General features: G+C 38.1%; 10 protein-coding genes and 1 pseudogene. 7 read left to right on the top strand and 4 right to left on the bottom strand.

Annotated elements, in window-relative coordinates:
• Positions 1-3: 3 nt before the first annotated feature.
• Positions 4-1,278 carry a DNA (cytosine-5-)-methyltransferase gene (dcm, locus tag ACNSN2_RS14450; protein WP_138577379.1) on the bottom strand — a complete coding sequence of 425 codons (1,275 nt, stop codon included), beginning with the start codon at positions 1,276-1,278 and terminating at the stop codon, positions 4-6.
• 94 nt (positions 1,279-1,372) lie between these two features.
• On the opposite strand from dcm, the gene ACNSN2_RS14445 reads away from it, so the two are divergent.
• Genes ACNSN2_RS14445 through ACNSN2_RS14430 form a run of 4 tightly spaced genes read left to right on the top strand, consistent with a single transcriptional unit; the run spans position 1,373 to position 5,100 of the window.
• Complete coding sequence (locus ACNSN2_RS14445) at positions 1,373-3,055, top strand: McrB family protein (protein WP_418607859.1); 1,683 nt, start codon at positions 1,373-1,375, stop codon at positions 3,053-3,055.
• A 12-nt stretch (positions 3,056-3,067) separates the two neighbouring features.
• Positions 3,068-4,318, top strand: coding sequence for an LlaJI family restriction endonuclease (locus tag ACNSN2_RS14440; protein ID WP_418607857.1), 1,251 nt, complete (start codon positions 3,068-3,070; stop codon positions 4,316-4,318).
• A 1-nt stretch (position 4,319) separates the two neighbouring features.
• Positions 4,320-4,799 (top strand): hypothetical protein, encoded by a 480-nt coding sequence (locus ACNSN2_RS14435; RefSeq protein WP_418607856.1) that lies wholly within the window; start codon positions 4,320-4,322, stop codon positions 4,797-4,799.
• 49 nt (positions 4,800-4,848) lie between these two features.
• Positions 4,849-5,100 (top strand): hypothetical protein, encoded by a 252-nt coding sequence (locus ACNSN2_RS14430; protein WP_418607854.1) that lies wholly within the window; start codon positions 4,849-4,851, stop codon positions 5,098-5,100.
• A 9-nt stretch (positions 5,101-5,109) separates the two neighbouring features.
• Here the strand turns inward: ACNSN2_RS14430 and ACNSN2_RS14425 are convergent, their stop codons facing one another.
• Positions 5,110-5,787, bottom strand: coding sequence for an HAD family hydrolase (locus ACNSN2_RS14425; RefSeq protein ID WP_418607852.1), 678 nt, complete (start codon positions 5,785-5,787; stop codon positions 5,110-5,112).
• 459 nt (positions 5,788-6,246) lie between these two features.
• Here ACNSN2_RS14425 and ylqF point away from each other — a divergent pair, with 459 nt between their 5' ends.
• The 3 genes and pseudogenes from ylqF to fusA all read left to right on the top strand — a co-directional run bounded on the left by ylqF (position 6,247) and on the right by fusA (position 10,486).
• Positions 6,247-7,200, top strand: coding sequence for a ribosome biogenesis GTPase YlqF (ylqF, locus tag ACNSN2_RS14420; RefSeq protein WP_138561417.1), 954 nt, complete (start codon positions 6,247-6,249; stop codon positions 7,198-7,200).
• Positions 7,201-7,934: 734 nt separating this feature from the next.
• Positions 7,935-8,144: pseudogene (locus ACNSN2_RS14415) on the top strand (succinyl-CoA--3-ketoacid-CoA transferase); the annotation flags it as partial.
• Between the two features lie 257 nt (positions 8,145-8,401).
• Positions 8,402-10,486, top strand: coding sequence for an elongation factor G (gene fusA, locus ACNSN2_RS14410; protein ID WP_054202747.1), 2,085 nt, complete (start codon positions 8,402-8,404; stop codon positions 10,484-10,486).
• Positions 10,487-10,674: 188 nt separating this feature from the next.
• Here fusA and mdoH read toward each other — a convergent pair whose 3' ends face one another.
• Positions 10,675-12,639 carry a glucans biosynthesis glucosyltransferase MdoH gene (gene mdoH, locus ACNSN2_RS14405; protein ID WP_418607850.1) on the bottom strand — a complete coding sequence of 655 codons (1,965 nt, stop codon included), beginning with the start codon at positions 12,637-12,639 and terminating at the stop codon, positions 10,675-10,677.
• Complete coding sequence (locus tag ACNSN2_RS14400; protein ID WP_418607848.1) at positions 12,611-14,233, bottom strand: glucan biosynthesis protein G; 1,623 nt, start codon at positions 14,231-14,233, stop codon at positions 12,611-12,613. The genes mdoH and ACNSN2_RS14400 overlap by 29 nt, the downstream gene beginning before the upstream one ends.
• Between the last annotated feature and the right edge of the window lie 211 nt (positions 14,234-14,444).

Raw genomic sequence — 14,444 nt, 5'->3', positions numbered from 1 at the left:
CTATTATTTATTAATATTTAGTAGAGTTTTTACTACTTCATTTGCTAATGCATCAACAACCTTCATACAAACAGAATTACCAAACTGCTTATATATTTGGCCTTGAGAAACTGCATCTACAATATATTCTTCAGGAAAGCCCTGTAATCGAGCACACTCTCTGGGCGTTAGCTTTCTAGGGCGCTTACCAAGTTCTGATTGATCAATTAAAATCTCAGAGCCGTCTTTGTAGTAACGAGCACTGATTGTATTTGCATATTCACTTTCAGCATTAAACAGCGAGTAACCAAAGCCATTCCCTTTAGTTTTATGCTCTTCTTTTCTGCGCTGGTGGCCTGCCCATAATTTCTCCGATATTGTAAACTTATCATCACTAGGGGCTATAGCGCTTAAGTCTTCTAAAATATCACCTACTCTTGTTGGTGTTTTAGGCGGGGTCGGCCAGTTAAATAGCTCACTAAAGTCACAGTCTTTAAAGTAATTCTTATCAAACCCTACAATGAAAACGCGCTCTCTGTTTTGAGGAGCGCCAAAGTCACCCGCCCTAAGTACTTTATAATCAACCCAATAATTTAATTTCTCTGATAGCGCATGCCTTGTCTCTTCACTTAAAGGCACATCATCAGGTATTTCTAAATCAAAGTTACCCCTTAAAATATCTAAGATAGTATTTAAGGTACGGCCTTTATCATGCCCCTGAAGTTGCTTTACGTTTTCAAGAACGAAAGCTTTAGGCTTTTTCTCAGTGAGTATCCTTTGAATTTCAAAAAACATGGTTCCACGGGTATCACTAAAACCTTGTTTGAGGCCAGCTTGAGAGAATGCTTGACACGGGAAGCCTCCTAAAAGGATGTCATGATCAGGAATGTCTGAAGCAGCGATTTGAGTAATGTCACCATTTGGCATTTCACCAAAATTAGTTAGGTATGTTTTTTGCGCAAACTTATCCCACTCAGAGGTAAATACACAGTGCCCACCAAGTTTTTGAAAAGGCAATCTGATCCCACCAATTCCTGCAAATAAATCTATAAATGTAAATTCAGACTCTGATAAAGGTTTTTGTTTAAAAGGAGCACTCTCTAAATGAGATTTTAACTCTGATTCTAGATTGAATATATCAGTTAGCTTTTTTGCTGTAGGTTTATGCTCGCCAGTTTCCCACCCCCTAACTGTTCTCTCACCAGTAGAAGCCATACCAAGTAAGTTCGCAAATTCTGTACGTCCTAAGCCTAAGTTTTCTCGTATACTTTTGATTTGACTTGCTATATCTTTATTCATTGAAACAGTACTCATTATGCTATTTAACTTATCCGGTTTTAATCCTGGTAGGATAGCACTGTATAAATGATCAGACAATATGTGAGAGGGAATTTTGCTACAAAATCTCAATACCTTAATTGATAAATGTCAAAATCAATTCACCAAATTGAATTATTCTAGTGATGTTCAAATCGATGAAGAGCTAAAAGCACGACTAATAAAAGCTCTCGGCAATGTTGATTCGTCTGGAACACACGTCATAAACCCATTCTCAATCACGTTTATTGGAAAGGCAGGCCTACGTGCAGATGTACCATCTTCTGGGTTGTGGTATGCCCTTTGCTTTAGTGACTTATATGGTGCTATTTTTGAGTATAAAAGTGTTATAGATGAGATCAAAAAAGGTTTAAGAGCAGAAGGCTATAACGCAAAAGATATTGATACCTACTTGAAACAATTTCCAAGTGAGCTTTGGGGGAATCAAGGTTCAGAAATAGAGAAAGACTTTATCGAAATTTTGGATACCCTCATCACTAATACAGATGAGAAAGACTTTTTTATAAAGTTTATGTCAGATCGTGATTGGTGGATAAAAACTGGTCGTAAGTCTGAGGCTGCCAAAGGTAAAACTTTAGATCGTAGTGATGTTTATGAATCAAGTATCGCATTAGCTTGTAATTTAGTTGTAGCTAACTCGTCAAAGCTTAAAGTCCTTATAAATGCCTTTAATCAAGATATAGATTTAAAGACATACTTCTCGAAAATGAATGTAGAAGAGTTTGAGATCAAAGATAATACCATTACAGAGTTACAAACAACTTATACAACTGATAACTTAAAAGCCATAAATAAAATTTACTATGGTGCGCCAGGGACAGGGAAGAGTCATCGTATAAACAAAATAACTGAGTACCATTGTCGCTACACAACGGTTTTTCATCCTGACACTCAGTACAGTGATTTTGTAGGTGCTTTAAAGCCAGTGATGTTGGCCGTTGCGAATGGTGAAAAGAAGATTTCTTATGAGTTTAGGCCTGGACCATTCACTAAGGCGCTGATAAAAGCTCTTAATAATGCAGATAAACATGTTTATCTTATAATTGAAGAGCTTAATCGAGCGCCTGCCGCAGCTGTTTTTGGTGAGATATTTCAGCTGCTAGATCGAGATATGCAAGGTGAAAGCCAATATAAGATAGAAGCTTCTGATCCCGATATGTTGCTTCACATTAAAGGAAATCTAAATGAACCAGATAAGTTTAATGAGCTTTACTTACCTTCTAACCTATCAATTCTTGCAACTATGAATAGTAGTGACCAATCGGTCATGCCGATGGATACAGCCTTTAAGAGGCGTTGGTTATTTGAATATTTACCAATAGACTTTACTCAGGCAGGAAATGGCAATTTTAAACTTACTTTTACTGATGGTAAACAGCCTGAAGTGCCTTGGAAAGTATTTGCTGAGATTGTTAATGATACTTTGTCTTCCTTGCAAGTACCTGAAGATCGACTTTTAGGACATCGCTTTGTTTCCGATGAAGAGCTTACTAATATTGAAGAAGCTAATAATACTCTAAAAGGTAAAATATTAGTTTACCTCTGGGATGATGTGCTTCGTCATGGAAAACGTGATGAAATTTTTAATACGGCTGTGGCAGGTACTTTCGGTCAGTTGTCACATCAATTTGGAGAAGGTAAACCTATCTTCTCTGAAAGTTTTGAAACTAATTTATCAGAGGCATTAATCGAAGCGCAAAAAATTCAAGAAGTTGCCGCAGATGAACAACCAGAATAGATATAATTAAAAATGCGTAAATTACATCTATTTGAAGATAGGCAAAACATTGTTAAAGCTATGCCCAAGAAGCTAGTTCAAAATTTGAATAAGCAGGGGCTACTTTACGGTAATGGACAAAAAGTTATGTTTTGCGGATTAATTAACTTTGACGATCAAATTGCTGTATTTCTTCCCCGAAACAGTGGTCATGAAGAAATCGATGAATCAAGCTCGAAGAAGGTATGTGCAACTTTACTGAAAGCACTCAAACGTTATTTAGATTATAAAGACAATGCTATAAATGCTGATGAATTAGTTGATGAAGGTATTCATGGGCAAGAGTACCTAGGTTTAATATTTGCTTTATTTGAAGACTACTTCAACAACGGTCTTTTTACACGTCGAGTATCTGAAAGGAAAGTAAACTCAGGGAAAGTGGATTGGAGCCGTACGATTAAGCAATCTATACCGTATACGTCTGGTGATAGTCCTATTTACTTGGAATTAGCAGGTTCTGTCAAGCGAGTATATTCCAACTGTGAGACCGCGAAAATTCATGCGGAGGTTTTACGTAAGTTAGATCAAAAAGTCGGCTGGTTAATTAACGATGATGATGGAGCTATAACTAAGCAGCTTATCGATGTTCCTACCTCATTAATGGATAATGATACGAAGATTTATCACCTAAACAATGAGTTAACACGCGCTTACTCTGACCGTGATATCTATTTGATTAAACAATTAATTAGCTACCTTAAATTAGAAAGCATGTCACAAAAAAGTGATTTTTCTATTGGCGTGAAAAGGTTTGAGGGTATGTGGGAGCATATGCTATTAAAAACGCTTAAAAATGTTTTTCCTATTAATAAAAAGCTAGCTAAGCCAGTATATAAAATAAATGGTGAGTTGAAGTTAGCGAGTAGGAAAGGGCAAAGAACCGATATAGTTCTTAGAGATCCCGAAACAGGTGATTTTACGGTTATTGATGCTAAATATTACGCTGCGAAAAGTTTAGAAACAGCGCCAGGTTGGCCAGATTTAGTCAAGCAGTTCTTTTACGCAAAAGCAGTGAAATCAATATACCCTGATAACAATGTCTCTAATATGTTCATATTCCCTGGTAACAAGGGACCAACTGAGTCTGCACATATGGCTGAACCTAGTCATCGAGTAATTAAAGATGAAGACTTGCTTGCCGACTACGGTGATATTAATTGCTTATATGAATGCCCATTGAAAGTAATTGATTTATATAATAAAAATCAAAAAAAGGATTTATAAAATGCAGCTATCCCCAAAAAATGCTATTAAAAAGGGATTGGTCAAAGATAGGGATGATTGTGAACTAAATCCAGAAGATTATGAAGGTAAGAGTAGTATCGACCTAGATGTACGATCTATACTTTATAAAAATGATAGAGATAAAATTTCTGAGTGTGATAGATATACACTTGAGTCTCAAGAGATGGCTTGCTTGATTTCGGAGCAAGTAATTGATGTGAAACCAGGCTACGTAGCTTATGTTTTTTTAAAAAATAGATTGTCTTCACAAGGTTTACTGGCATTTAACACAGGGATTGTTGATAGCGGTTTTAACGGTCCAATTTCTACATATGTCACTAACTTTTCTAAAGAAAGTATCCTGCTAGGACGAGAGCTACCTTTAACTGAGAGATACTTTTTTAGAGTTGTTTTTCATAAGATTGATTTTGACCCGAATGATTACTTAAAGTGTAAGGAAAAAAAAATATCTCTATCATAAATATATTTCCGATCAGAAAAAGTACTTTCGAATTTTACCTAAAAGCTTTTTGGGCAGAGAGAAGCTTCAAAAAACAATACAATATCAGCTAAATAAGACTTTTTTATCAAGGGCTGCTCTACATGCTTCTATATTTGCATTAGTAGCAACTTTATTTGCTGTAATTATTCCACCACTTGCTGCAGATGCCAGAAATTATTTCTATCATGATTTTGATTCTAAATTAGAAAATGTTCAAACTGAATTAAAAGAAGTAAGAAAAGAATTAGAAAAATTAAAAAAGACTAAGCCTAATAGTTAAAGGCACTCTTTATTGCTGAAAGAAAAAAGGAAGGCTTTTAATTTCTGACAAGTCTTCTTGGCCTTGGCTTTGAACAATCGAAAAATCACTTAATTCAATCAGTTCTTTTTGTGCATTAAATGCAACAGATAGACCAACTACGCGAGCAAGAAATTTATCATTTTTTCCATCACCAACAAACGCACATTCAGAAGCGTTAACACCATACTCTTTTGCAATCTGTTGCATAAAGCTTGCTTTACCTTCGTTGTCTGTAGGTAAAAGGTTATAAAAATCTAGGTTACCGCAGTCATCGAAAAAGTACTCACATGCACTAAAAGCATGATCTATCTTTAGCTCTCGTTGTACTTTATCGGCTAAAGCCTTTATTCCACCACTAATTAATACAACCTTGGCATTAGTCGCTTTTATTGATGTTATTAGCTCATGTGCACCATTATGTAACTTTGCTGATTTTACAATTTCATCTACATGCCATTTCTTAAGACCATGCTTTTGTTGAATACGAATTGTATCTTTCATCCAGTCTAAGTAGCCATTATATTCACCAGCGTTCCAGCGATCTTTTGACAACTCTTCTTCTAAGTAACACTCCTCACTAATTAACTTAGCTAAAACAGTCCAAGCGCTAGGAGCAACTTTTCCATTATCTAAAGAGAAATCTTTTTGGAGTAATGTGCCCTCCATATCGAAGAACCATATTTTAGGTATGAAGTATATTTTTGAATTGCTCATTTATATCTCTAGCTACTAAATCAAGTTCATTTTAGCATACTGATGAAATAGTCCTTAAGCTTTCTTTGTGGCTATTAAGTACTTTGTGGTTAGCAAACTATAGAGCACTCAAAGTAACTTTCAAAGGAAGTTATTAACACTAAATTCATTACTTAACCTACACAACTTAGCCAAGTAGTCTAAATCTAGGGGGGTATCTTATTGACCACTAAAAAAGAAATGAACCATGCAACATTCTTTTTTTATCAAATATGATTCTTATTATGGCTTAACCATAAACTTATGCAATAGAGCCAGTAAATGCTGTAAACTTATAAGTATTAGTTGAGGTGATAAATCGAAATTACTCACCCAGTACCCCACACAGTACCCCATGGTGTTATGGGTTGAAATAAAAGGTTTACATATCAAATGAGTAGAGCAGGAATACAGTGGTTCCCTGGGCACATGAATAAAGCCCGAAATGAAATTAAAGAAATAATGCCACAAATGGATGTGATCATTGAAGTGCTAGATGCGCGCATTCCTTACAGTAGCGAAAACCCGATGGTGGCTACCCTGCGTGAAGGTAAACCGGTCATCAAAATTTTGAATAAGGCCGATTTAGCTGACCCTAAAATGACTCAAGCGTGGAAGGATTACTTTGAGCAAGAAAATGGCGTAAAAGCGATTGCATTTGGTAACGATAAAGCGGCTGAAGTGCATCGTATTAATGAGCTATGTAAAAAGTTAGTGCCGCATAAAGTTGGTGCAGATAAGCAAATTAAAGCCATGATAATGGGTATTCCAAACGTAGGTAAATCTACGCTTATTAATGTGCTTGCTGGGCGTATAGTGGCTAAAACAGGTAACGAGCCTGCAGTAACTAAGGCGCAGCAACGTATTAAGCTTGATGATGGCATTATGCTTTACGATACGCCAGGGATGCTGTGGCCAAAAGTAGAAAACGAAAACTCAGGTTATCGTTTAGGCGCAACCGGTGCGATACGTGATACCGCTATTGAGTACGAAGAAGTAGCAAGTTACACCGCTGAGTATTTATTGCATGCTTATCCTGAGCTTTTAAAAGCACGTTATAAGTTAGATGAGCTACCAGAAAGTGATTGGGAGTTTGTTGAAATGGCGGGTAAAAAACGCGGCTGTATTCGCGGTGGTAACCAAATCGATACGTATAAAATGTCAGAAATTCTAATTAATGAATTACGAGATGGTATTATTGGCCGTATCACCATGGAAACACCTACCATGCGTGAAGAGGAAGAAATAATGGTGGCTGGATTGCGCGCTGCTGCAGAGGCTAAAAAGCAAGCCAAAGAAGAAGAGAAAAAACAACGCCGAGCACGTGCACGAAAAAACCGCCGTTAATTTTTAAAGCGTAGGTTAAAGCCTTACGCATTAAATTACAGACATAAAAAAAGCCCGTAAGGGCTTTTTTAGTTTCATATCTACCGTCACCGATATGAGCAATGTAGCAAGTAAATGAGTAGGGCGGAAACAGGTCATAAACAGCAAGGGGCGTTGTGATTTAAAACAGGTTTCCATAGCTGTTAGCGTGCGCCACACGTCTGTTTTAGGGTCGAGAAACAAATGAATTTTTCAGTCACAAAAAGCAATGTACCGCCTTCTTGTTGATAGTGATTATCAGTTAGATTTGAGTGGTTGTCAATATCTTAATGCAAATAATTCTCATTAACTTTGAGCTGATTGTATATTAAATTACAGGCATAAAAAAAGCCCGTAAGGGCTTTTTAGTTTCATATCAACCGTCACCGATATGAGCAATGTAGCAAGTAAGTAATAGACGATTATCTGCAATCAATATCAAGGGGCGTTGTGATTAATAACAGATAATCTTGGCTTTAACGTGAGCCACACGTTGTTTCAGGGTCGAGAAACAAATGAACTTTACCGTCACAAGAAGCAATGTACTTCCTTCTTGTTGAGATTGATTATCAGTTAGATCTAAATAACTGTCAATACCCAAATGCAAATAATTCTTATTTTAATTTTTTGTTCATTTATAGCACTAAAGTAAGGGCTGTAAAACGGATTTCATGTTGCGGGGAAAACACTACTTTATAGCTACTATTAAATAAGCTGAAGCGAAGCTACTGGGAAAAAGTAGTCTGCCACTAACCGGTGTTGCCTGTATTAATAAAGTAATTACGGATCTAGCCTTATTAGAAATTAAAGACGGCGCTTTTCACTTATTAGAACGCGCCCCCGGTGTAAGTGTTGATGAAATTAAAGCTAAAACGGCGGGTAATTTAGTTATTTGTGACAAAGTCAAAACCATGACTTTTGAGTAATTTTACTAATGATGGGCATGGAGCAAAATAATTTTATATGCTTCATGCCATCACTGCATTGCACTTACTAAGCACTTAATTCATTTAAATTCAGTTTATAACGGGCCCCTATCAAGCCCATCTCATACCCCAAAATATCTTTAAAGCAAGTTTTTTATAAATTGATTGCATTTTAAGCGACTTCAATGGTGATGTTCGCTTTAAGTAATGCTATACTCCCGCCGAATAATTTATCGACTTTATTAAGAGTAAAATTAATGGCAGATTTATCGAAGTACAGAAACATTGGTATTTTCGCGCACGTTGATGCGGGTAAAACCACAACTACTGAGCGTATCCTAAAGCTTACAGGTACAATCCACAAAAGCGGTGAGACACATGATGGTGAGTCTACTACCGATTTCATGGAGCAAGAAGCTGAGCGCGGTATTACTATCCAGTCTGCGGCAGTAAGCTGTTTCTGGAAAGATCACCGTTTTAACGTTATCGATACTCCTGGACACGTTGACTTCACAGTTGAAGTTTACCGTTCACTTAAAGTATTAGATGGCGGTGTGGGTGTATTCTGTGGTTCTGGTGGTGTTGAGCCACAATCAGAAACTAACTGGCGCTACGCGAACGAATCAGGTGTTGCACGTATTATTTTCGTAAATAAATTAGACCGTATGGGTGCTGATTTTTACCGTGTAACTGAGCAAGTACAAAAAGTACTTGGTGCTGTTCCATTAGTTATGACTTTACCAATTGGTATTGAAGACGAATTCGTAGGTGTTGTAGACGTTTTAAACAAACAAGCATATGTTTGGGATGAGACAGGTCTTCCTGAGAACTACTCAATTGTTGACGTTCCTGCAGACATGGTAGAAAAAACTGATGAATACCATGAGTTCCTAGTTGAAACTGCTGTAGAGCAAGACGATGACCTAATGGAAGCGTACATGGAAGGTGAAATGCCTTCAGTTGAAGATATCAAGCGTTGTATCCGTAAAGGTACTCGTGACCTTGCGTTCTTCCCTACATACTGTGGTTCTGCATTCAAAAACAAAGGTATGCAATTAATCCTTGATGCTGTTGTTGATTACTTACCAGCTCCTACAGAAGTTGATCCTCAACCTCTTATGGATGAAGAAGGTAACGAAAACGGCGAGCACGCAATTGTATCTGCAGACGAACCTTTCAAAGCGTTAGCATTCAAAATCATGGATGACCGCTTTGGTGCGTTAACATTCGTACGTATTTACTCTGGTAAGCTTAACAAGGGTGACACTATCCTTAATGCATTTACTGGTAAAACTGAGCGTGTTGGCCGTATGGTTGAGATGCAAGCTGATGATCGTAAAGAACTGACTGCAGCACAAGCGGGCGATATCATCGCTATCGTTGGTATGAAGAACGTGCAAACTGGTCACACTCTTTGTGATCCTAAGCACCCAGTAACACTTGAGCCAATGGTATTCCCAACTCCAGTAATCTCGATTGCTGTACAGCCTAAAGATAAAGGCGGTAATGAGAAAATGGGTGTTGCTATCGGTAAAATGGTTGCAGAAGATCCATCTTTCCAAGTTGAGACTGATGAAGATTCAGGCGAAACTATCCTTAAAGGTATGGGTGAGCTTCACTTAGATATCAAAGTAGATATCCTTAAGCGTACTTACGGCGTAGACCTTATCGTTGGTCAGCCTCAAGTTGCTTACCGTGAAACTATCACTCGTGAAATCGAAGATAGCTACACGCATAAGAAACAATCTGGTGGTTCTGGTCAGTTCGGTAAAATTGATTACCGCATCAAGCCTGGCGAAGTGGGTTCTGGCTTTACATTCTCTTCATCAGTTGTTGGTGGTAACGTACCAAAAGAATTCTGGCCTGCAGTTGAGAAAGGCTTCAAGTCAATGATGGGTGAAGGTGTTTTAGCTGGCTTCCCAGTACTTGACGTTGAAGTTGAACTTTTCGACGGTGGCTTCCACGCCGTGGATTCATCTGCAATTGCTTTCGAAATCGCTGCTAAAGGCGCTTTCCGTCAGTCTATCCCTAAAGCGGGTGCACAACTTCTTGAGCCAATCATGAAAGTTGACGTGTTCACACCAGAAGATCACGTAGGTGATGTAATTGGTGACCTTAACCGTCGTCGTGGTATGTTAAGCAATCAAGAAGCTGGTTTAACTGGCGTTCGTATTAAAGCTGACGTACCGTTATCAGAAATGTTCGGTTACATCGGTTCACTACGTACAATGACATCTGGTCGTGGTCAGTTCTCTATGGAGTTCTCACACTACGCGCCATGTCCACAAAACGTAGCTGATACTGTAATCGCTGCAGAAAAAGAGAAAAACGCTGCTAAGTAATTAGCACTCTAACTCTTTAAAAAAACCCGCACTTGCTGCGGGTTTTTTATTGTTTAACTTTTATAAAGCATGATTGATTTAAAGATAATGAAGCCCGTCGTATTAAATGAGCATGGTTAAAAAAAATGGTAAACGCAGCTAAAAAAAAGGAGCAACACAAGGTTGCTCCTTTTTTATTTGTAGTGGTATTAACTTAGCTTATTTGCAGTTTTTGTGATGAGTGCTTTAAACTTCTTTCGATGTGATTCACTACTAAAGTTCTGAATAGGCATTGTCACTTTATGTTCTAATGGTAACAGCGGTGTTGCTGTTGAATAACGCCCTACAGGTGGAACGGCTATCTCTTTGAGGTGTACTTTAAGAGCTGCTAATGTTGCATCATTATCTACTTCACTCGGGCAGAGGAAAATGCCCCACTGCCTTAGCTTAATGCCTAGCTTGATACTACTTGAGTAACGCACAATAGGAGCAGCGAGGATGAGCCCTAATAAAATAGGAGATAACCACCAAAAAAAGACCGGTGTAAAGTAATAAGCAACGCTACCCCATACAATGGCAACAAGCGAAGAAAACAATGTATAACCAAACGCTTCTTTCCATGGCACCATTCTACCTTCACGCGGTTGAGCATCCCATTTTACTTTTTTGCCTAAAAATACACAGACTACAAAGTACGCATGAAATACCATCATCAATGGTGCCACAATAATAGCAAAAATGGTTTCAATGATAGATCCTAAAATGAGCTTTAATGCACCACCAAAGCGCTGTTTACGGTGCACTAAAGTAACAATGACGCCCATAAGTTTAGGTAATAACAAAATAATAATTGTTAGGTAAAGTAATGAGTCAATGAGATCTGTTTTGGCTATTTGCCAAGTCGGAAATAACTGATAGGCACGATTAAAGTAGACATCACTATTTAAAGCACGTGTTACCGCATCTATGGTACTTAATGCCAGCATAGACAACCAAATAAGAGATGAAATATACGCTGTTGCACCTAGTAAAAAGTGCAGTTTGCTCATTAGCTTTAGCTTTGCTGATGAAAGTAAACCTAGGTGTTGAATATTACCCTGAACCCAACGTCTGTCTCGTACAGCATAATCTAAGATATTACTGGGAACCTCTTCATAACTGCCTTCAATATCGGCAAGTAATAATACGTCCCAATTTGCGCTATGTAATAGAGAAGCTTCCACAAAATCATGGCTTAAAATTTCTCCACCAAAGGGGGCTTTACCTTTGAGTGTTGGCAAGCCACAGCAATCAATAAACGCACTAACACGAATGATGGCATTATGCCCCCAGTAATTGGCTTTATCGGTTTGCCAAAAAGCAGAGCCAGTAGCTAACATTGGACTATAAAGAATCGAAGCAAACTGTAAAAAGCGTCCAAAAAAAGTATCTTGGCGCACAGGAATAGGAATAGTTTGAATCAATCCCGCTTGTGGGTTATTCAGCATGCTAGTAGTGAGTTCTAGCATGCATTGACCCGTCATCACACTATCAGCATCCAATACAATCATATGCTCGTATTGGCTACCCCAACGTTCGCAAAAATCAGTTAAGTTACCTACTTTACGATGTTTATTATCTTCACGACGACGGTAAAATACTTGTTTTGCTGTATCGCCAAGGCGTTCACATAAAGCATGCCATGCGCTTAATTCATTACTAGCAATAGTTGCGTCTTGTGTATCGCTCAGTAAATAAAAATCAAAGTGTTTTAATTGCCCAGTGGCTTTTAACGATTGCAAGCTCACTTCAAAACCAGCAATAACTCTATGGGTGTCTTCATTATAAATAGGCATAACTACAGCCGTTTTTTGCTGTGATAGTGCTTCATTGTTAATGGAGATCGGTTTTATTCTTCTTAGCGTGAGCGGATCTATACGAAATAGCTGTAGTATAAAACCAATGCAGCCACTACAAAACGCGGTGACTATCCAAGCAAAGGTAATAGAAAACAAAGCAAGCAGTGCATACTCAAGCAAGGTCATGCCATTTGAGTTTAAAATTTCAAACATAATTGAAATGCCATAGCCTGAGAGGCCAATAGCAGCTATAGCAAATAACCATACGCGAAGTGTTTTAAAAGGCATTGGTGTGCCAGTACTTTGTTTACTTGATGTCATTTGGATACCAAACATAGCTCCATACCTCGCTCACTGCTTTGTTACGTAGCTTTAGCGATAAACGCATATCTACAGGGTTACTGTCTTCTGGGGCGACTTTGAAGGCAACTCGCCAGCCTAATGATTTTGGCAGCTTTTGCACTGTAATATCACGCGCTTCACCTGTGGTAAGTTGCAAGTCTGCGCTAAGTACTAATTTTTCAGATAATTGATTGATATCAGAGCCAGTAAAGTCAACAGTAAACTGACGATGACTCTTTGGAGGTGGGTTATCTTCACCAGGCAATGCTGCACTGCCAATGCGTGTTCTAGCCACTTTAGCCAAATTATTTTGGCTTAGATAATCATTAAAGGTCGATATTTTGTAACTAAACTTTAATGCTTCTCCTGCTTTGAACGGCTTTTCAGGAACCCAATAACTTACAATATTATCGTTAGTTTCAGTATCTGTTGGAATCTCAACAAGCTCAACACGGCCATTCCCCCATTCACCTTGTGGTTCTATCCAAAAGCTAGGGCGGTCATGATAATGCGCTTCTATATCAAAGTAGTTATTAAAGTCACGGTCACGCTGTGCAAGGCCAAAGCCTTTAGGATTTTCATATGAAAAAGAGGTTACGCTAAGTTGGGATGGATTATTAAGTGGACGCCATACCCAGTTACCTTCTTGTGATTGCGTGAGCAAACCGTCTGAGTCGTGTACTTCAGGGCGATAATCATCAAAAAACTTGGTACTATTTTCACCGTGATAAAACATACTCGTTAATGGTGCTATACCAAGCTTTTTAACATCTTTACGGGCAAAAATTTGCATGTCGACGCTAACACTTGTCTGCGTGTTAGGGTCTATCTCAAACTTGTAAGCTCCCGCTACTGATGGACTATCAAGTAAAGCAAAAATAGTAATATTAGTTTGCTCGGGTGTTGGTTTAACTAACCAGAATTCTTTGAATGAAGGAAACTCTTCACCAGATGTTTGTGCGGTATCAATCGCCAGTCCTCGTGCAGATAAACCATAAACTTGGTTAGGCCCAACTAAGCGAAAATAAGAAGCGCCCTGAAATACCATAACCTCATCTTTATAGTCATCGTTATTTAATGGGTAATGTAATCTAAAACCAGCATGCCCTAACTGCGTACCTTCAATACTTTTTGCTATTTCATCTTTTAGGTGTGCTGCTGTTCCATCATATTGATAAAACTCAGTGCTAAATGGAAGGCGGCTAAGCTTTGCATTTTGATCAACGATATTGATTTTTACTGGCGTTTTATATAAAAAACCGGGGTGAAATAATTGCAGCTCATAAAGCCCTTCATCTTTCCATACCGATTGGCCTTGCTTAAAGCGGATTGAGCGGTAGTCTTGATAATCAATACTATTAAGCGCATCTAACTGTATTTCTTTCGGTGCAATGTAATCTTGTTCAGCAAGCTTTTTAGCTCGCGCACTTAGCACATCAAATAAACTGCTCTGCGGTATTGCGGCTTCAAGTGAAGTTGCAGCCATGGCGCTGTTAGTTCCCCACAGTGAAAAAACCATCAACATCCCAAACAAAGGCTTTTTAAAAACCCTTTGATAAGTAGATATAAGGTGAATGCGCGCTTTCATTTTGAATCCTTTATAAAAAAATATGTTTACTGCTAAGATTGACGTTTATCTCAGTTGCTCTTGGTATGGATTAGAAGGACAAGTTGTTTATCACTTTCAATCAAGCCGCTATAACGCATTTTGACTTTTCGAAAAACAAACAGTGTTAGAGTTACTTTGAGTTAGATATGTACTAAGTCAATGCTTGCATAGATAATAAGCAGTGCTTGCT

It is taken from the genome of Pseudoalteromonas sp. US3C1013, assembly GCF_048401115.1.
GTDB lineage: Bacteria > Pseudomonadota > Gammaproteobacteria > Enterobacterales > Alteromonadaceae > Pseudoalteromonas > Pseudoalteromonas undina.
The sequence above is the reverse complement of the archived record's forward strand: the minus strand, read 5'-3'. Positions and strand labels throughout refer to the sequence as shown.